This window comes from Halorussus vallis (assembly GCF_024138165.1).
In the GTDB taxonomy this organism is placed as follows: Archaea; Halobacteriota; Halobacteria; order Halobacteriales; family Haladaptataceae; genus Halorussus; species Halorussus vallis.
The window spans coordinates 2,978,299-2,995,317 of record NZ_CP100000.1 but is presented as its reverse complement, the minus strand read 5'-3'; the positions used below and the strand labels follow the sequence as shown (position 1 = coordinate 2,995,317).

Annotated in this window: 23 protein-coding genes and 1 tRNA gene; 9 read left to right on the top strand and 15 right to left on the bottom strand. The window is 66.3% G+C overall.

The genetic code is table 11. The features are described from left to right. Positions 1 to 5: 5 nt before the first annotated feature. Positions 6 to 641 carry a hypothetical protein gene (locus tag NGM07_RS15140; protein WP_253513043.1) on the bottom strand — a complete coding sequence of 212 codons (636 nt, stop codon included), beginning with the start codon at positions 639 to 641 and terminating at the stop codon, positions 6 to 8. After that, entirely contained in the window at positions 638 to 1,450 is an 813-nt protein-coding gene (locus NGM07_RS15135) for a DUF1028 domain-containing protein (protein ID WP_253513041.1), read from the bottom strand. The genes NGM07_RS15140 and NGM07_RS15135 overlap by 4 nt, the downstream gene beginning before the upstream one ends. A gap of 90 nt (positions 1,451 to 1,540) precedes the next feature. Here NGM07_RS15135 and NGM07_RS15130 point away from each other — a divergent pair, with 90 nt between their 5' ends. Together NGM07_RS15130 and NGM07_RS15125 are read left to right on the top strand one after the other, a co-directional pair. After that, on the top strand, positions 1,541 to 1,897 hold the full coding sequence (locus tag NGM07_RS15130) for a cell division protein SepF (protein ID WP_253513039.1): 357 nt from the start codon (positions 1,541 to 1,543) through the stop codon (positions 1,895 to 1,897). 140 nt (positions 1,898 to 2,037) lie between these two features. Beyond that, positions 2,038 to 2,637, top strand: coding sequence for a DUF5789 family protein (locus NGM07_RS15125; RefSeq protein WP_253513037.1), 600 nt, complete (start codon positions 2,038 to 2,040; stop codon positions 2,635 to 2,637). 12 nt (positions 2,638 to 2,649) lie between these two features. On the opposite strand, the gene NGM07_RS15120 is transcribed toward NGM07_RS15125, so the two are convergent. The 3 genes from NGM07_RS15120 to NGM07_RS15110 form a co-directional block, all read right to left on the bottom strand. After that, a complete protein-coding gene (locus NGM07_RS15120; protein WP_253513036.1) occupies positions 2,650 to 3,072 on the bottom strand; it encodes a GNAT family N-acetyltransferase in 423 nt (140 codons plus the stop codon). Between the two features lie 117 nt (positions 3,073 to 3,189). Beyond that, complete coding sequence (locus NGM07_RS15115) at positions 3,190 to 3,585, bottom strand: DUF5611 family protein (protein ID WP_253513034.1); 396 nt, start codon at positions 3,583 to 3,585, stop codon at positions 3,190 to 3,192. Between the two features lie 91 nt (positions 3,586 to 3,676). Continuing rightward, positions 3,677 to 4,567 carry a DUF7093 family protein gene (locus NGM07_RS15110; RefSeq protein WP_253513033.1) on the bottom strand — a complete coding sequence of 297 codons (891 nt, stop codon included), beginning with the start codon at positions 4,565 to 4,567 and terminating at the stop codon, positions 3,677 to 3,679. A 47-nt stretch (positions 4,568 to 4,614) separates the two neighbouring features. On the opposite strand from NGM07_RS15110, the gene NGM07_RS15105 reads away from it, so the two are divergent. Continuing rightward, the gene (locus tag NGM07_RS15105; protein WP_253513032.1) at positions 4,615 to 5,313 is read left to right on the top strand and encodes a hypothetical protein; all 699 of its coding nucleotides are present in this window, start codon (positions 4,615 to 4,617) and stop codon (positions 5,311 to 5,313) included. A gap of 7 nt (positions 5,314 to 5,320) precedes the next feature. On the opposite strand, the gene NGM07_RS15100 is transcribed toward NGM07_RS15105, so the two are convergent. From NGM07_RS15100 to NGM07_RS15070, 7 genes are all read right to left on the bottom strand, one after another. Then, the gene (locus NGM07_RS15100; RefSeq protein WP_253513031.1) at positions 5,321 to 5,566 is read right to left on the bottom strand and encodes a hypothetical protein; all 246 of its coding nucleotides are present in this window, start codon (positions 5,564 to 5,566) and stop codon (positions 5,321 to 5,323) included. A gap of 313 nt (positions 5,567 to 5,879) precedes the next feature. Further along, positions 5,880 to 5,951: transfer RNA gene (locus NGM07_RS15095), tRNA-Ala, on the bottom strand. A 40-nt stretch (positions 5,952 to 5,991) separates the two neighbouring features. After that, complete coding sequence (locus NGM07_RS15090; protein ID WP_253513030.1) at positions 5,992 to 6,618, bottom strand: rhomboid family intramembrane serine protease; 627 nt, start codon at positions 6,616 to 6,618, stop codon at positions 5,992 to 5,994. 356 nt (positions 6,619 to 6,974) lie between these two features. After that, on the bottom strand, positions 6,975 to 7,283 hold the full coding sequence (gene rpsJ / locus NGM07_RS15085; protein ID WP_115794767.1) for a 30S ribosomal protein S10: 309 nt from the start codon (positions 7,281 to 7,283) through the stop codon (positions 6,975 to 6,977). A 3-nt stretch (positions 7,284 to 7,286) separates the two neighbouring features. Continuing rightward, positions 7,287 to 8,555, bottom strand: coding sequence for a translation elongation factor EF-1 subunit alpha (gene tuf / locus NGM07_RS15080; protein WP_253513029.1), 1,269 nt, complete (start codon positions 8,553 to 8,555; stop codon positions 7,287 to 7,289). 205 nt (positions 8,556 to 8,760) lie between these two features. After that, complete coding sequence (locus tag NGM07_RS15075; protein ID WP_253513028.1) at positions 8,761 to 9,702, bottom strand: homoserine dehydrogenase; 942 nt, start codon at positions 9,700 to 9,702, stop codon at positions 8,761 to 8,763. Continuing rightward, a complete protein-coding gene (locus tag NGM07_RS15070) occupies positions 9,699 to 10,247 on the bottom strand; it encodes an amino acid-binding protein (protein WP_253513027.1) in 549 nt (182 codons plus the stop codon). Before NGM07_RS15070 ends, NGM07_RS15075 begins: the two co-directional genes overlap by 4 nt. A 119-nt stretch (positions 10,248 to 10,366) precedes the next feature. On the opposite strand from NGM07_RS15070, the gene NGM07_RS15065 reads away from it, so the two are divergent. The 3 genes from NGM07_RS15065 to NGM07_RS15055 all read left to right on the top strand — a co-directional run bounded on the left by NGM07_RS15065 (position 10,367) and on the right by NGM07_RS15055 (position 11,500). Further along, positions 10,367 to 10,711 carry a hypothetical protein gene (locus tag NGM07_RS15065; protein WP_253513026.1) on the top strand — a complete coding sequence of 115 codons (345 nt, stop codon included), beginning with the start codon at positions 10,367 to 10,369 and terminating at the stop codon, positions 10,709 to 10,711. Positions 10,712 to 10,870: 159 nt separating this feature from the next. Continuing rightward, entirely contained in the window at positions 10,871 to 11,017 is a 147-nt protein-coding gene (locus tag NGM07_RS15060; protein WP_253513025.1) for a hypothetical protein, read from the top strand. A gap of 324 nt (positions 11,018 to 11,341) precedes the next feature. Beyond that, on the top strand, positions 11,342 to 11,500 hold the full coding sequence (locus NGM07_RS15055) for a hypothetical protein (RefSeq protein WP_253513024.1): 159 nt from the start codon (positions 11,342 to 11,344) through the stop codon (positions 11,498 to 11,500). Between the two features lie 219 nt (positions 11,501 to 11,719). Here NGM07_RS15055 and NGM07_RS15050 read toward each other — a convergent pair whose 3' ends face one another. Both NGM07_RS15050 and NGM07_RS15045 read right to left on the bottom strand, forming a co-directional pair. Next, positions 11,720 to 11,857 (bottom strand): hypothetical protein, encoded by a 138-nt coding sequence (locus NGM07_RS15050; protein WP_253513023.1) that lies wholly within the window; start codon positions 11,855 to 11,857, stop codon positions 11,720 to 11,722. A gap of 248 nt (positions 11,858 to 12,105) precedes the next feature. Next, positions 12,106 to 14,292, bottom strand: a complete 2,187-nt coding sequence (locus tag NGM07_RS15045) for an elongation factor EF-2 (RefSeq protein WP_253513022.1) — start codon at positions 14,290 to 14,292, stop codon at positions 12,106 to 12,108. A gap of 140 nt (positions 14,293 to 14,432) precedes the next feature. Between NGM07_RS15045 and NGM07_RS15040 the strand changes: the two genes are divergently transcribed. The 3 genes from NGM07_RS15040 (at position 14,433) to NGM07_RS15030 (ending at position 16,328) form a co-directional block, all read left to right on the top strand. After that, positions 14,433 to 15,185 (top strand): DUF5781 family protein, encoded by a 753-nt coding sequence (locus NGM07_RS15040; protein ID WP_253513021.1) that lies wholly within the window; start codon positions 14,433 to 14,435, stop codon positions 15,183 to 15,185. Positions 15,186 to 15,470: 285 nt separating this feature from the next. Then, on the top strand, positions 15,471 to 15,797 hold the full coding sequence (locus NGM07_RS15035) for a cupin domain-containing protein (RefSeq protein WP_253513020.1): 327 nt from the start codon (positions 15,471 to 15,473) through the stop codon (positions 15,795 to 15,797). A 69-nt stretch (positions 15,798 to 15,866) separates the two neighbouring features. Next, complete coding sequence (locus NGM07_RS15030) at positions 15,867 to 16,328, top strand: hypothetical protein (protein WP_253513019.1); 462 nt, start codon at positions 15,867 to 15,869, stop codon at positions 16,326 to 16,328. 72 nt (positions 16,329 to 16,400) lie between these two features. On the opposite strand, the gene NGM07_RS15025 is transcribed toward NGM07_RS15030, so the two are convergent. After that, entirely contained in the window at positions 16,401 to 17,018 is a 618-nt protein-coding gene (locus NGM07_RS15025) for a 30S ribosomal protein S7 (RefSeq protein WP_253513018.1), read from the bottom strand. Position 17,019 lies beyond the last annotated feature (1 nt).

The following is a 17,019-nucleotide window of genomic DNA, read 5'->3' as shown; positions in this document are numbered from 1 at the left end:
CTCCGTCACTTCTCGATTTCTCGCCCGGTCCGGAGAAACCGACCGAGCGCCGCGACGCCCGCGCCGAGCAGCAGCGCCGGGCCGACCGGCACGACCGCCTCGTCGCCCACCGCGACGCCGAGGCCGAGCGAGACGAGGGCCCCGACCGGCAGCGCGCCCGCGAGCGAGACGGCCGCGACGCGGGGCGGCACCTCGCCCTGGAGGAGCCCGACGCCGAACGCCGCCGCGCCGAGCAACGCGAGGAGGTACGCGAACGCCGAAACCTCCCACCCCACGAGCGAGAGCGTCCAGCCTTCGGGCCCCGCGACGGCGCCGAGCGCGGATGCAGCCGTTCCGACGGTCGCGCCCGCGAGGCCGACGAGGAGGGCGACGAATCCGACCGCGGCGAGGCGGTTCCACCGCGGCTCAGTTCGGGCGCGATACGCCGCGACGGCGACCGTCGCGAGCAGGAGCGCCAGCGGCGTGAGCGCGTCGAGGACAGCGTACGAGCGGGTCGTCGGTGTGAACACGTTCGCGCCGGCGGCGTACGAAACCGCCGCCAGAAGCGCCCAGCCGACGCCGCCGACGAGTCCGGCCGTCCCGGCCAGGCGGACCCGCCGCGTCGTCCAGAACGAGGGCGCGGCGACCGATTCGCGGGTCACTCCTCGGCGTCCGCGCGAGGGTCGTCGACGCCGGCGGACTCGCCGGCGTCGACCGACTCGACTTCCGACCCCTCGCCGTCGACCGCGTCCAGGTCGTCGTCCTCGTAGACGTCGCCGTAGCGTTCGACCGCCGCCTCGAAGCCCTCCTTCGCCAGTTCGTAGGTTTCCCGGAGGTCCGCTATCGGCGTCTCGGTCGCGTCGACCCGGAGGTCGTTGTAGTACGGCTCCATCTCGCGGTCCTCGGTGGTCGCCACCAGCAGGGCCGCGCTCTGGACCCGGAGGTCCTCGCGTTTGTCGCCGCCCTCGGCGTGGCCCGCTTCGAGCGCGTCGACGAGTCGCTCGGCGAGCGGTGCGTCCGCGTCGTCGGCGGGCGCGCCGGAGTCCGGCGCGCCCGCGGCGTAGGTGTCGGCGGTCGCCTCGACGACCGACTCGCCGACGAGGAGGTTGCCCGCGACGGTGAACGTCTCGCGCTCCTCGTGGCCGTACCAGTCCATGCACTCCTCGCCGGAGAACGCGAAGGTCCCTTCGGCGTCGACGCCGTGGAGTTGGCGCTGGGGCGCGCCGTCGTCGGCGTTCAGCAGGGCTTCGAGGGCGTCCTCGATGGCGAGGCCGTCCTCCAGGTACTCGATGCCCTTCCGGCCGAGTTCGACGTTGGTGAGACTCTGGGTCGCTATCGCGCCGCGCTCGCCGACGTGGGGACAGAGCGTCCCGACGCCCGGCAGGCGGGTGGTCACCGCCACGCCGAAGCGCGTCTGGTCGTCGCCGTTCTCGTCCTCGTACTCCTCGCGGACGCAGATGCTAAAGGTCACGCCCGAACGCACGCCTCGCGCCGAGAAAAAGGTCGGTCTTCCGGCCCGTCTGACGTAAGAACTATACTGCTACACCGGGGCCATGTGTCTATGGGCTTTATGAGCAAAATCCTCGGCGAGCGGGACTCCAACACCGCCGAGGACTACGTCGAACTCAACCTCGACGACTTCGACACGGCGGCCGACGGCGCTGCGATGCAGGTCCACATCGCCGAGATCAAAGGACAACAGGACATGATCGCCATCAAGGACGCCGTCTACGACGGCGACCTCGTGGTCGCCGACATCACGCGCCTGCGAACCGAGGACACCACCGTCGAGCGCATCACCAACGAACTCCAGCAGGTCGCCCGCGAGGTCGACGGCGACATCGTCCAGAAGGGCGACGACCAGATCATCGTCACGCCGACCGGCGTCGGCGTGAGCCGCGAGAAACTCGGGCGCTGAGCGGCCGACCGTTCCGTCTCTTCTTTCGGTCCCGTCGAAATCCCTCGACTGCGACGGCAGTCGAAACGGCGAACGCGCGCGAGAGTCGTATACGCCTCACCGACCACAGGGCTATCCGGTTGGAGAGCCTACGTTCGAGGATGGCAGACGACAAGCGGGGCCGAGACAAGCAAGCCCACGACGCCGAGCGGCGCCGACAGGAGCGCGCCATCGCCGACGAACTGGAACGCGGGGACGAGACGGAACCGCCGGTCGAAGCGGCCGAACTCGCCGACTTCGAGGCGGAACTCGATTCGCTGGCGTTTCCGGCGACGGGAACCGAGGTCGTCGAGGCGGTCGGCGACAGCGAGGTCGAATCGGTCGACGGGAGTTACACCGTCGAGGAACTCGTCCCGGACACGGACGAGGAGACGTTCGACTCTCCCGCTGCCGTCCGATTGCGGGTACAGCGGCCGACGATCGCCGCGGCCATGAAGCGAATCGTGGAAGCGAGCGAGACGCTCCAGGACGCCGATCTCCGCGGGTCGCAGCGCGAGGCCTACGAGAAGACGCTCCGAGAACTCGAATCGATCGACGCCGACGACGACGACGAGGGGATTCAGGTCGTCACGGACTGGGTCGTCGAACGAATTCGCGACAAGGAGAAGCTCCCGGGGTCCCGGGACGTCCGCCGGCGAGCGGCGGAGTTCTGTCGGGCGAACGGGTACCAGGTCCGGAACGACGAGTGGCTCGGCATCTAGGCCGACGCTCGATCACTCCACGCACAGGTACATCCCCTTCGAGTCCGGCGCGGTGTCCTCGAATCCGAATCGCTCGTAGAAGCCGTCGACGTCGGCGATGAGGCTCACGTAGGCTGACTCGGGCGCGTTCTCCTCGACGTACTCCATCAGGACCTCCACGACCCGCGAACCGAGGCCCCGTCCCTGGTGGTCGGGGTGGACCGCGATGTCCACGAGCTGGTAGAAACAGCCGTCGTCGCCGACGAGGCGGCCCATGCCCACCGGCGGGTCGGTCGGGTCGCCCGCGCCGTCCGCTTCGCGGACCGTCACGCCGTATATCGTGTTCGGGAGGCCGCGACGAGCGGCCGTCTCGGTTCGCTCGCCCATCCCGGCCGCCGCGCGGAGCGCGACGTACTCGGCGGGCGTCGGCAGGTCGTCTGCGAGTCGATAGTGCATCTGCGACGGTAGCCGTCGCTGGGAGTTAGCGGTGTCCATTTCCGCGTCGAGAAAACGTGGGGAGTCCGCAGATACCGGGGACGGGCGGCGCTCTGCGGCGAGCGAAACGGACGCGAGTTACGAGACGCCGTCGGGCTTGTCGGCGTCGTCCTCGACCTGTCGCTTCATCGAGTCCCGGCGGGCCTTCGCGTCCCGGCCGGTGGCTTCGAGCAGGAAATTGTTCTTCTTGCTGACGGCGTCGGCGGCGGCGTCGGCGTTGCCCTCGGCGATGACGTCCTCGGCGGGTCGCTCCTCGAAGTGGACCGCGAGTTTGTCCTTCTTACCGCTGTACTGGGCGGCGCCGGCGATGATCTTGTCGAAGACGGGGTTGTCCGGGTCTTCGACCACGTAGAGTTCGTGGCCGTCGTGCTCCTCGGTACCCGAGACTTCGCCGAAGTAATCCTCGATCTTCGCCTTCATGTCGGGGATGCGATCCTCGAGATGCTCGCCGCGGCGCATTTTGTACTCTTTCATGGTAATCTGCCTGTTGGTGAGGATGATGTATACCCTTTTCGCGTCGGTCCTACTCTTGAATCGTCCGTTTTACCTCGGGTGAGCGCCATTCTCACTCCCGGGCGATGTAGCCCTTTCGGCACTCCGGGCAGATGTCGCCCGCGCGCATCGACGACCCGGAGACGGGTGCGCTGTGGCCGCAGTTCGGGCAGACGAACTCGGCGTCCGGTTCGGCCTCCTCGGAGGGGCCGTCGGGGGCCGGGACGCTCCCGCTGGAGGTGAACCCCGTCGAGAGTTCGGGTCGGGAGCGCCGGGCGGTCGACGACCCACCGGTCGACCCGTCGCGGGCCGCCAGGGTGTCGCCCTCGGCGTTGACGAACTCGACCTCCTCGTTCTCGTCGACCTCGGGAGCCGATTCGGGCTGGAGGCCGCCGCCGAACTCCACGTCGGCGCTCGCGCCGTCGCCGACCTCTGCGTCGAAGCCCTCGTCCTCCTGGCCGACGTCGGGCCACGGGGTCGGGCCGTCGCCGTCGACCTCCGCGGGGTGGGTCGAGTCGGCCTCGGGCCACTCGCCCGGTTGACGGTCGTCGTCGCCGCCGGCGTCGCTCCCGTCGTCCTCATCGTCGCCGTCGTCGTCCAGGATGATAGCGTCGTCCTCCTCGGCCGATTGTGGGCGCTCGAACTCGTCGTCGACCGACGGCGCGGTCGCTTCCGTGACGTCGGTCGCGCTGCCGGTTCCGCCGACGCCGCCGGAGGCGACGCCGGACTGGCCCGTGCCGGAGGCCGCTCCGCCACCAGCCGCTCCGGCGGGTTCCGGTTCGGTGTCGGGCGCCTCGATGGCCGTGACCTCCTTGTTCTCGGTGACGATGCGCCGTTCGCCACAGCGCTCGCACTCCTGGAACTCGCGCACTGTGACGACGACTTCGGTTCCCTCTTCCTCCCGTTCGCGCTCGATTTCGGCCTCCCCGTAGGTGTGACCGAGGAGCGAACACCTGAAACTCATCGTGCTGTTCCTTACGGTCATAGGTGGTAAAGCCTGTGTTTCGGCGTATGACGGGTGGCAGACGATATTTCCAAAATGTGAAAGTAAGACTCATCTATGGTAAGATTAGAATCATAGCATATATGTTGACGTACGAGGATCTCGAGATCATATTCCTCGGAATTGCGGTGCTAACACCGAGCCTGAGACGGATATTTTTCCACGAACTAGACCCAATCCCGTTGAGAATTCCAAATATCAATATAGGAAGAGTGGGAGAAGTCATTCTACGAGTCATTCACGGGATTGTTTCTACTTCTTCATTCTTTGTAGCGATTATATTAGGTGCGATTGTAGGATCTTACTTACTAATCGTACCACTTCCAGTAAATAAGCCATCTCCACTTTTGATAGCTGCAAGGTCAATTGCGGCCATAGCGACCGCGTATTCTGTCTGTGAGATAGTGGAGTCTCTGTTAGGTGGTGCCTCTCTACGGATTCAAAACGCAATAAACAACATGGGAAAACCAGGAGAGTTCTACAATCCTAACAGACCATTCAATTTCTGGACTAACATTGTAATCGCAATAATAGCAAGTTCAATGCTAGCAGTGTACGTTACGGAAGAAGTCCGTCTGGGTGTTCACTCAATGCAGTCGGTAGCGTTTTCGATCGTTTATATGACATTCGGGACGATATTCATGCTCTTAACGATGGAAAGAGACTGGTACCAATCAGAGCTCTCCGATTTCAAAGGCAAGGAGTAACTCCCTACTACCCGTCGAGGGCGTGGAGTCGCCGGAGTCGGTCCTTCCCCTCGGCGGTCAGTTGGTAGCGGCCGGAGCCGACGGGGCGGATGAACCCCTTCCGCTGGAGGTCGTAGCAGTGGCGGTCTATCGTCACCGGGCCGGCGTCGAGTTCGTCCTCCAGCGACCCGACATGGGACGTGTTCTGTCGCTCGATGGTCTGCAGGATGGTTCGTTCGGCGGCACACCAGTTCCCGTTCGCGCGGGAGGTCATTCGGATTGGCACCCCGTTCGTCCGAAGGTCGTCGCGCCGTAAAGTTCGAACTAGGAGGGCTATGAGCCGGTACTGAGCTGTAGGAAGCGATATACTCATCGCAAAAGTCGAAGCCAGGCGGGGCGGTGTTGTGTCTCCAGATAGTTCTACCGCGAGCGAACGAAGTGAGCGAGCGGGCCAAGGAACCCCCGAAGAAGCGCCCGAAGGGCGCTTCAGAGGCGGTGACGCCGTGCTTTTTCCCCAAGTTTTTGCCAGTGAAGCACACCCGCGAGCCGACGGCTCGCGGGTGTGCTGAACGCAGCAAAAAGTGGAATGGACTCGCTGGGATTTGAACCCAGGGCCTCTTCCTTGCGAAGGAAGCGATCTACCGCTGATCTACGAGCCCGCAAGCGCAACTGTTCGTAGCGCCCGCACTTATTAGAAGCTTATGTTTCGGGGCGGGCGCGCAAGAGGTGAACACGGCCCGCGAGTGCGCCCAGCACGAAACCGGTGAAGTGCGCGACCAGCGCGACGCCCGGGGCGGCCGTCAGCAGCGTCAGGCCGAACGCGACGACCAGGAGCAACGCCGCCTTCGCTCGGCCGCCCAGCGGAAGTCGCTGGAGGACCGCACCGGTCACTGCGTTGCCAGCGAGCAGGTAGCCGAGCAGGCCGAACACCGCGCCGCTCGCGCCGAGGACCGCCGGAGTGGGGCCGACGATGCCCGAGACGGCGATCTGTGCGAGCCCCGCGAGCATCCCAACGACGGCGAAGAACCCGTGGAATCGCCACGTGGTGGTGACCCGCTCGACGGCGAAACCCACGAGCAGGAGGACGACGGCGTTCGACAGCAAGTGGCCGATACCGGCGTGAGCGTAGACGCTGACCAGCAGGGTCCACGGCCGCACCGACACCGGCGGCGCGAGCGCGAACAGGCCGACCGCGAGTCGCGGCGCGACCAGTCGGAATAGCGACTGGACCGCGAACACGACGGCGAATATCGCCAGCGTCTGGAGGGTCGGACTGCCCGAACGCCGGGGCCTGCGCTTCGACGGACTCGGCCGACCGCGGCTCACGGCGTCTGCCCTCCCGGTTCGCGCCGGAGCGTTCGCCGGACGCGGCGAACCGCGCGAAACTGTTCGTTCACGGACGACGATTGGCTAGGAGACGACAAAAAGACAGGGGCGAGAGAACGGACGAGCGTGGGAGTTCGGCGAGGGGGAAGACAGCGACGGGAAGCGTCGCGAAAAGAGCCGGGCGAAGACGGACGGTTGGCGTCTGCGCGCACGTGTGCGTGGCTCTGGAGAGTGAAATAGGGAGAAGGTAGTCCGCCGGCTGGCGGCGGGCGTACAGCGGCCGCGACTCGACGCCGGCCGCGGTGGCCGGCGTCGAGTCGGACCGATGTCCTCGAACTGTCAGCGGGGGTACCCGCTCAGTCCTCGAGGACGATTTCGATGCTGACGTCGTTCGGTACCTGAATCCGCATCAGCTGGCGGAGCGCGCGTTCGTCGGCGTCGATGTCGATGAGACGCTTGTGGACGCGCATCTCCCAGTGTTCCCACGTCGCGGTCCCCTCACCGTCGGGGGACTTGCGGGTGGGAATTTCCAGCGTCTTCGTCGGCAGCGGGATGGGTCCCGAGAGCGAAACGCCGGTCTTGTTGGCGATTTCGCGGACATCGTCGCAGATGTCGTCCAGGTCTTCGGGACTGGTGCCCGCCAGTCGCACACGTGCTTGCTGCATGTGTTACGGCTCGTTGACGCTGAGGACCTTGCCGGCCGCGATGGTCTGACCCATGTCGCGGATGGCGAAGCTGCCGAGCTCCGGAATCTCGCTCGACGGCTCGATGCTGAGCGGCTTCTGGGGTCGGACCGTGACGACGGCGGCGTCGCCCGACTGGATGAAGTCGGGGTTCTCCTCGGCGACCTCGCCGCTCGCGGGGTCCATCTTCTTGTCGATGGATTCGATCGTACACGCGACCTGTGCCGTGTGGGCGTGGAAGACCGGCGTGTAGCCGTCGGTGATGACCGACGGGTGCTGCATAACGACGATCTGGGCCTGGAACGTCTCGGCGACGCTCGGCGGGTCGTCGGCGGGGCCACAGACGTCGCCGCGGCGGATGTCGTCCTTGCCGACGCCCCGGACGTTGAACCCGACGTTGTCACCGGGTTCGGCCTGCGGGACCTCCTCGTGGTGCATCTCGACGGACTTGACCTCGCCGCCCGAGTTGCTGGGCTGGAACGAGACGTTGTCGCCGGACTTCAGCAGACCGGTCTCGACGCGGCCGACCGCGACGGTGCCGATACCCGAGATGGTGTAGACGTCCTGAATCGGGATGCGCAGGTCGGCGTCCGTCGGCGGCTCGGGGGCGTCGAGGTTGTTGAGCGCCTCGAGCAGGATCTCGCCGTCGTACCAGTCCGTGTTCTCGGACTCTTCGGCGATGTTGTCGCCCTCGAACGCCGAGATCGGGATGAAGCTCGCGTCCTCGGTGTTGAACTGGACCTGCTTGAGGAGCTGGGTGACCTCGTCGACGACCGACTTGTAGTCGTCCTCGCTGTAGTCGACGACGTCCATCTTGTTGATGCCCACGATGAGCTCGTTGATGCCGAGCGTGCGGGCGAGGAAGACGTGCTCCTGTGTCTGGGGCGCGACGCCGTCGTCGGCGGCGACCACGAGCACGGCGTTGTCGGCCTGGGACGCGCCCGTGATCATGTTCTTCACGAAGTCGCGGTGGCCGGGACAGTCGACGATGGTGAAGTAGTAGTCGTCGGTGTCGAACTCCTGGTGGGCGATGTCGATGGTGACACCGCGCTCTCGCTCTTCGGCGAGGTTGTCCATGACGTAGGCGAACTCGAAGCCGCCCTTGCCCTTCTCCTCGGCCTCTTCCTTGTGCTGTTCGATGACGTGCTCGGGTACGCTCCCCGTCTCGTAGAGGAGTCGTCCGACCAGCGTGCTCTTTCCGTGGTCAACGTGGCCGATGATGGCCAGGTTCTGGTGCGGTTTGTCTTCGCTCATGGTTGGTATCTCACGCGCAGACGCGCTCTGTCGGTATCTTTTGGCAGAAGCAGTTAAAACCATTTCGATACGCTACGACCCCCACCCCGACGCCGTCCGGCGGTTTGTGTTGGCTCCTAGCACGCCAACGGGTTGCACGCGAGACAGGTTCGCTCGCCGGTCGCACCGGAGACGTCCCGACGGCAGACCGCCACGACCGGTCGGCTCACTCCAGCAGGTTCACGTCGGCGAGCACCGCGCTGGCGGTTTCGGGACCACCGGCGCCGCGGCCACTGAGGTTCAGTCGACCGGCGTTCTCGGTGTCGAGTTGGACGATATTCCGGGTGCCCGAGACGGCGAGCGTCCCGTTCTGGGGGACGAGTCGCGGGGCGACCCGGACGCCGTCGGGGGTCGCCTCGCCGATGAGTCGAACCGTCCGACCGTCCTCGGCCGCGAGTTCGAGCGCGGTGCCCGGCAGGTCGGCGATGCCCTCGACCTCGGCGTCGTCGAGCGAGTACTCCCGGTCGCCGAGGACGTTGGCGAGGATGGCGCACTTCAGCGCCGCGTCGGTGCCGTTGACGTCGAACGCGGGGTCGGCCTCCGCCACGCCGAGGTCCTGGGCCTCCGCGAGGACGTGCTCGTAGTCCAGTCCTTCGGCCGCCATCCGCGAGAGGATGAAGTTCGCGGTGCCGTTGAGCACGCCGCGGGCCGCGGTGACGGTCTCGGGACCGTAGCTCTCGATGGTCGAGAGCACCGGAATCGCCCCGCCCACCGTGGCCTCGAAGCGGACCGTCCCCTCGCTGTCGGCTTCGAGCGCGCGCACGTCGGCGTAGCGCTCGGCGACCGGCCCCTTGTTCGCCAACACGACGTGGCGGTCGCGTTCCAGGGCCGCCCGGACGTGGCCGAAGCCTGGTTCGGCGTCGCCCAGCGTCGTCGGCGTCGCCTCGACCAGCGCGTCGTACTCGGCGTCGAGGGCGTCCTCTGGCGACTTCGACCCGACCGCCTCGCCGGCGTCCTTCCGGGAGAGCGCGGCCGCCACGTCGATACCGTCGGACTCGACCGCCGCGGCGGTCGAGTCGGCCAGCGCGGCCACGGTGTGTCCGTAGTCGCCCGCCAGTTCCGCGACCGACCGGCCGACCGCGCCCGCGCCGAGGATGGCCAACTTCACGCCGACCCCTCCGCGTCGAGCGGCGCGACCACGCGCAGGTCCTTCTCGGCCGCCACGTCCCGCACCGCGTCGAGGACCGCACCAGTGCGGCCGGTTTCGGCCGCGAGCCTGAGCCGAGCGCTGGCCACCTCGTCGGTTCCCTGGGTGGCCGACAGCGAGACGTCCTCGACCGCCGCGCCGGCGTCGTCCTGAATCCGCGAGAGGGTCCCGGAGAGGTCGGTTTCGATGAGGTGGCCGACCAGCAACACGGTGACCTCCTCGCCGTAGCGCTCGGCGCCGGACTGGATGACGTTGACCCCCGCGTCCCGGAGCGCCGAGACGATGACGTCGAAGCGCTCGGGCGGACACTCGAAGTCGACTTCGACCGGGATGTGGCCCCGGGGTGTCAGCGAGCCTCGCTCGTGGAAGACCGAGAGGAGATTGCCGCGGTTGGCCGCGATGGGTTCGAGCGCCCGGAGGAGTTCCCCGGGTTCGTCTACCAGTTCGAGCCGAACGGTGTGGGCCTGCATGCCCGACCCGTCCGTTCGCTCGGCGTCGTCGCTCATGGTACGTCTCTCACGCGCGGGCGGGCATAAGGCTTCAGGCGGTCGCAAATAGTGCAGGTGTGATCAGAATGGTCAATATAGCAACGTTTAACCGTGTCAGAGGACGGAGTAAAACCAACATGGATACGAAACGGGAGGAAGGCTCCGCGTCCGACGCGGCGTCGGTCGACTACGCGTTCCTGCGCGAGGACTGGAGTTCGAAGTGGGCGTCGACCCGGAACCTCGTCGCTATGCTCTTCACGATGACCGTGTTCAACGCGCCGGGGCTGTTCTGGCTCTACTCGCTCGTCGAGCAACTCAGGACGAGCGACGCGGCGTACTGGTTCGCGCCGACCCCCTCGAATCAGACGAGTATCGTCGCCCAGAACGCCGGGGCAATCGTCCTCTCGGTCCTCTGGTTCGGCATCGTCTTCGCCATGTTCGGACGACCGCTCCTCGAAACCGTCCGGGAGTTCCGCCGGTAGGTCGAGCGGCGAAACCCTCGAAACGAGCGTCGAACGCCGGGGGACGGTGCGAAACGGTCAGGAACGTCGGGAGTAGACGCAACCATCCGAAACGTGGTGTGTGGTACCGATTCTCTTAGTCGGCGTATAATAATAGGCGGTCGAATCGTCGGCCCAGGTATGAGTGCGTCAGACCACGTGACCGAACGCAAGCGCCTCGCGGAGAACGAACACGTCTGCGCCTTCTGCCAGACGGTCTTCGACGTGAGCGAGACGACCGACTGCCCGCTGTGCGACGCCGAAGTCGTCGTCCGCGGAGCACGGTAGTCTGTTTTTTCCGGTACCGGTCGGCGCTCGCCGACCACATTCCGAATCCGAAACCGCGCGACGAACAGCCGACCGGCCGAGCGGTACGCGCAAGGTCGGGCGAACGATCTTCCGAACTCTCCGTATCGGACGACACGCGACGCAGTTCTGCGCGTAGCGCGTGCCGACGCAGAAGCGATTTTACGATACCCGTGAACCGTCTGTGCAAGCGGTGTCTCCGAACGTCTCATCGGAACCGACAACTCCGCGGCGAGCGGGACGCTCTTCCGACGGCGCTCGTCGATGCCGTCGCGACCGGACGCGGCGTCGACGAGGACGAACTCCGTGCCGCGACGGGGCAGGCTCACGCAGGCGGAGAACGCCGACGGGCTCGGAATCGCGAAGAATACGATCGAGGTGCACTGCCACCGCATCGACGCCAAGGTCACCGACGCCAAACGACTCCTGGAACTCGTCGAGGGGGCGGAAACCGGCGCGAACTGACCGCGACGCATCGCTCGCGGTCGAGTCGAGCCGGGCGGGACGAGCGGTCGAGGCGACCGCCGGTCGCGTCGCGGGCCGGGTTCCGGACTCCCGGAACCCGGCCCGCCTCGGCGATGTCGTGAAACCGTCGGTTCTGGATGCGGTTCCGGCGGGCGGTTCGGCCGAGGACTCGACGCGTCGAGTCCTCGGCCGAACCGCCCGAGAAGCGGCGGAAGGCCGTCAGTCGTCGGCGGGAGGCCGGGTCACGTTCTCGGGGTACTCGCCGCTCGCGGACACCATCGCCCAGACGCCCGCGGTGATGCCGACCCAGAGCAGGGTGACGAACCCGACCCACAGGAGGGTGACGATTGGGAGCATTGTCCGGGACCGGGTGGAAGTATGTTAACAAGTGCCTTCATTATGTGCCTCCTAGTCGCCGGTCAACCCCGACCTGAAACCGTGTGCAACGGTCGGCGGAATCCGGCGAGAGTCGAGCGAGAGCGGCTCTCGGTCGGCCCGAGCGAAAACAGAAGGGGAAGACGCGCTTGCGAGGACGCCGCTGACCGAACTCGTCGAAAGCGGTAGCGAGACGAAAACGAGAGAAGAACGGCGAGACGGACGCGGACTTAGAAGTAGTCCACGTGCTGGGGCAGTTCCAGCTTCATGCCCTTGCGCTCGCGAATCTCCATGATGGTCTCCTCCTGGAGGTTGTCGGCCATCACGCGGAATCCGGCGTTCTCGGTGTTCCACGACGCGCGACCCTCGGTCGCGCTCCGGATGTCCGAGGAGAAGCCGATCATCTCGTCGACGGGCGCGATACCCTCGACGACCATGAGGTCACCCTCCTGGTACATGTCGTCGACGCGGCCGCGGCGACCCTGAATCTCGCCGGAGGCCGAGCCCATGTACTCGTTGGGGACGTCGATGCGGACGTCCTGAATCGGTTCGAGGAGTCGAACCTTACCCGCGACGAGCGTGTTGTGGACCGCCGCGCGGACCGCAGGGATGACCTGCGCGGGACCGCGGTGGATGGTGTCCTCGTGGAGCTTTGCGTCCTGGAGTCGCAGGAGCGTCCCCTGGACGGGTTCGCCGGCGAGCGGGCCGTTGTCGAGCGCCTCTTCGAGACCCTCGATGACGAGTTCCATCGTCTCGTTCAGGTGCTGGATACCCTTCGTGTCGTCGATGAGGACGTTGGTCCCGTGGATGTGCTCGACGTTCTGGGACGTGTCCTTGTCCATGCCGGCTTCCTGGAGGACTTCACGGCGCTCCTGCTCGGGCATGTCCATCGAGACGTCGCCGAGCTTGACCTTCTCGACGATGGCCTGGTCGAGCGGTTCGGCCTTGATGTAGAACCGGTTGTGGCGGTTCGGCGAGATGCCCTCGATGGTGTCGGTGGCCTGCTGGATGGCCTCGCGGAACACGACGATGGGTTCGCCGGTGTTGACCGGGATGCCCTGGTTGCGCTCGATGCGCTGGGTGATGACCTCCAGATGGAGTTCACCCTGTCCGGAGATGAGGTGCTCGCCGGTGTCCTCGTTGATCTCGATCTGGATGGTGGGGTCCTCCTTGCTGACCTGCCGGAGCGTCTCGATGAGCTTCGGGAGGTCGTCCATGCTCTTGGCCTCGACGGACTTCGTGATGACCGGCTCGGAGATGTGTTCGATGGACTCGAACGGCGTCATCTCGACGCTGGAGACGGTCGAACCCGCGATGGCGTCCTTGAGACCGGTGACCGCCGCGATGTTACCCGCGGGGACGCGGTCGACTTCCTCGCGCTCGCCACCCATGTAGATGCCGACGCTCTGGACGCGGTTCGTCCCGGCGGTGCCCGAGACGTAGAGGTCCTGGCCCTTCTCCAGTGTGCCGGAGAAGACGCGGCCCGCGGCGATCTCGCCCGCGTGGGGGTCGATGCCGATGTCGGTGACCATCAGGACGACCTCGCCGTCGGGGTCGACCAGCCGCATCTGCTCGGCGAGTTCGGACTCGTCGTCGCCGCGCCAGACGCGCGGGATACGACGGGGCTGGGCCTCGATGGGGTCCGGGAAGTGCTCACAGACCATGTCGAGGATGACGTCCGACAGCGGCGTCTGCTCGTGGAGCTCCTGGCGCTTGTCGTTGCGCTCGAGCTCCATGATGTCGCCGAAGTCCATCCCGGTGCGCTGCATCGACGGCATCGAGACGCCCCACTTGTAGAGGGCCGACCCGAAGCCGACCGTCCCCTCTTCGACGGAGACGGTCCAGTCGTCGACGTCGTCCATCTCGTCGGTCATGCCGCGGATGAGCTCGTTGACGTCGTCGATGACGTTGAGCAGGCGGCGCTGCATCTCCTCGGGGCCCTCCTGGAGCTCCGAGATGAGGCGGTCGACCTTGTTGATGAACAGCGTCGGCTTGACGCCCTCGCGGAGCGCCTGCCGGAGCACCGTCTCGGTCTGGGGCATCGCGCCCTCGACAGCGTCGACGACCACGAGCGCGCCGTCGACGGCGCGCATCGCGCGGGTCACATCGCCCCCGAAGTCGACGTGGCCCGGCGTGTCGATGAGGTTGATGAGGTGGTCCTCACCCTCGTACTCGTGGGTCATCGAGACGTTCGCGGCGTCGATGGTGATGCCGCGTTCCTGCTCGTCCTCCTCGGTGTCCATCATCAGCTGGGTCGCCTCGCCCTGGTCGGCGATCATGCCCGCGCCGGCGAGGAGATTGTCCGTCAGCGTCGTCTTACCGTGGTCGACGTGTGCGGCGATGGCGATGTTCCGGATGTTCTCCGGCTTGTCCATCAGTCGCTCGCACTGTTCGACGATCTTCTTTCGTCTTCCCATTGTGGATGTTCTACCTGTACGAAGTTGAAAAGCGTAGTGTTTCGCGTTCACCGAAACCCGGGTGAACGGCCGCCATACCCTGGGAAACGGTCACAATCAACACAAGAGTCTTATTCGTGCGAACCTTGCGGTACGAACGCATGGACGTTCGCGTTCACGGCCCCGGTCGCGCCGCACCGTTCCTCCGCGCCCGCGACCTCTTCGAAACCGAACACGACCTCGAGCGACCCGTCCACGTCCACGTCCGGGAGAACCCCGACGAGCGGACGTGGACCGCCCACCCGGACGGCGAGCACGTCCTGAACATCTCTCGACAGGCGGCCACGAGCGCGATGGCCCGGGAACTCGCGCTCCACGAGTTCGCCCACATGGCCCGCCACGAGCAGGCCCATCCCTCCCACACCCAGTCGATGGAGGAGGCGCTGTTCCTCGCGCTGACCGGCAAATCGGTCGAGCGCCGCCGGCTCACCCACTGCTATCAGATCGCCAACCACATGAAGGACATCTACGCCGACGACATCACGCTGCGGGTCGGCCCGACCGACAAACTGGTCGCGTTCCTCGAATCCGAACTGGCGGCCGCGGTGGCCGACCGACCCGCCCGCGCTCAGGACGGCCAGCGACTCACCAGCACGGCCGACCCCGAAATCACGGTGGTCAACGCGGCGTTCGCGCTGGCGCTGGTCGAACGCCACGACCTCGTCGACCCCGACCACCGCCTCTACGACCTCGCCCATGCCGCCGCTAACGACGCACCCGGCGTGAGCCTCGCCGACTTCAAGCACCGCTTCAAGTCGCTCGGGCCGGACCCCGACGAGAGCGAGTACCGCAAGGCGCTCGTCGGAGCGACCAGAGCGTACGCGATAGGAAACGGCGAGACGGCGGCCGACTGATTTCCGACACGGCGCGCGCTGGCGCGGTCGATGGCGGTTTCGGCCGCGCCCATGCACGCGAGGGAGTCGGCTGGGGAAGCGTGTGGCGGTGCGGTCTGCGGTTGGTGGGACTTTCGGAGTGGTCACGTTCAGTGTCGTTGCTGTCGTTCCTGATGAAGTGGTAGACGCTCTCGAATCGTCCCTCTCAATGGCCGTTGCGATGATTCGAAGCAGGCGACGCGAACTCCTCATCCCCGACCGTACCACACCCACCTTTTACTCGCCGGAAGACGAACCTCTGCTCGCATGTCCTACACCAAAGTCGATTCACAGGACGTCGAACCGGTCGGAGAGGGTCTGCGGTTCCTGCGCGACCCCCTCGACTGCGAGAACCTCGGCGTATCCATCCTCGACGTCGACCCCGGCTGGACCGGCAAGGAGCACGACCACGCCGAGGACGGCCAGGAGGAGGTGTACGTCCTACTCGAAGGCGAAGCCACCGTCACGGTCGAGGGCGAGGACGTGGAACTGTCGGCGGGCGAGGCGCTCCGGATTCCCGCCGACGCGACCCGCCAGATTCACAACGGCGACACCGAGAGCAGGTTCGTCCTCGCCGGCGCTTCGGGCGAGTAGTCGGGGCCCGACGGTGCGAGCGGACGACCGGGACGAACCTATTTGTAAGTTCGAGAACTACTCGCGCACATGGCGACCGCCTCGACCCCCGCCGAGCGAGCGACGCCCCGCGAGCGCGACGCCGGCGTCGCGCTCGCCGTCCTGCTTTCGACCTACGCGCTCGGAAACGTCGGCTTCCCGCCGGGCTACTTCCTGATAGCGAGTTTCGATATCGTCCAGAACCCGCTCTGGCCGGGGCTCGGCGGCACCGCGTTCGAAATCGCCGTCTTCTGCTACTGTTGCATCCTCGCCATCGTCGGGGCGGTGGTCACCTCGCGCGTGCGAGTTCGCGTCCGCGAGCCGTCAAGGGGAGCAGAACCGACCGAGCGATGGTGGGCGGGCGGCGTCGCCGGCGCGTGCTTCGTCCTCGGACTGCTCGCGTTCGGCTTCGCGCTGTTCGTCGCGCTCGCCGGGGCCGTCACCCCCGCACTCATCGGCGGCGGGACGGCCGCGGCGCTGGTCGGCGTCGGGTGGTACGTCCTGCGGCGATAACGAGCACCGTCGCTCGCGGAAGCTACGGCCGTCGCTGGCGGAAATTCGAGAACGGGAGAGAAGAAACCGAGATTAGCGAGCCGCGGCCGCGACGCGCTCTTTCTCTTCCTTCTGGTTGATGGCGTAGGTCTGGACGTCGTAGTTGGCCGCGCCGATGAGCTGGGAGGCCAGCGCCTCCGAGGCGTCGGTCGGCGTCTTGAACGAGTCGGCGTAGACGCCCTCGGCGATGAACTTCAGCGACTGGTCGACCCCGCGCTGGGGTGCGACGTCGACCGCCTTGGGGACCGAGATGCCACCGTACTTCAGCCGGACGGTTTCCTCGCGCGGGGCGGCGTTCTCGACGGCCTCCACGAGCACCTGGACCGGGTTCTCCTCGGTCTGGTCGTGGATGTCCTCGAACGCGTCCCGGACGATCTGGAGCGTCTGCTGTTTCTTGCCGGTGTTCTCCTCGGTCTGCATGAGGCGATTGACGAGGCGCTCGACGATGGAGATCTCGCTCTTCTTGAACTGCTTGCCGGCGTGGCGACCCATCGTGTGGGCGACCGGCGTCACCGTGATGTAGCGCTCGGTCGAGGGGTTGTTGTACTCGATGTTGGTGATGTCCCACACGCCGAACAGGTCGGCGGCCGCGCTGCTCTCTTCGTCGGTACCCGCGGGCTTGTCGGGTTCGGGTTGGTCTTCGGCCGCCATG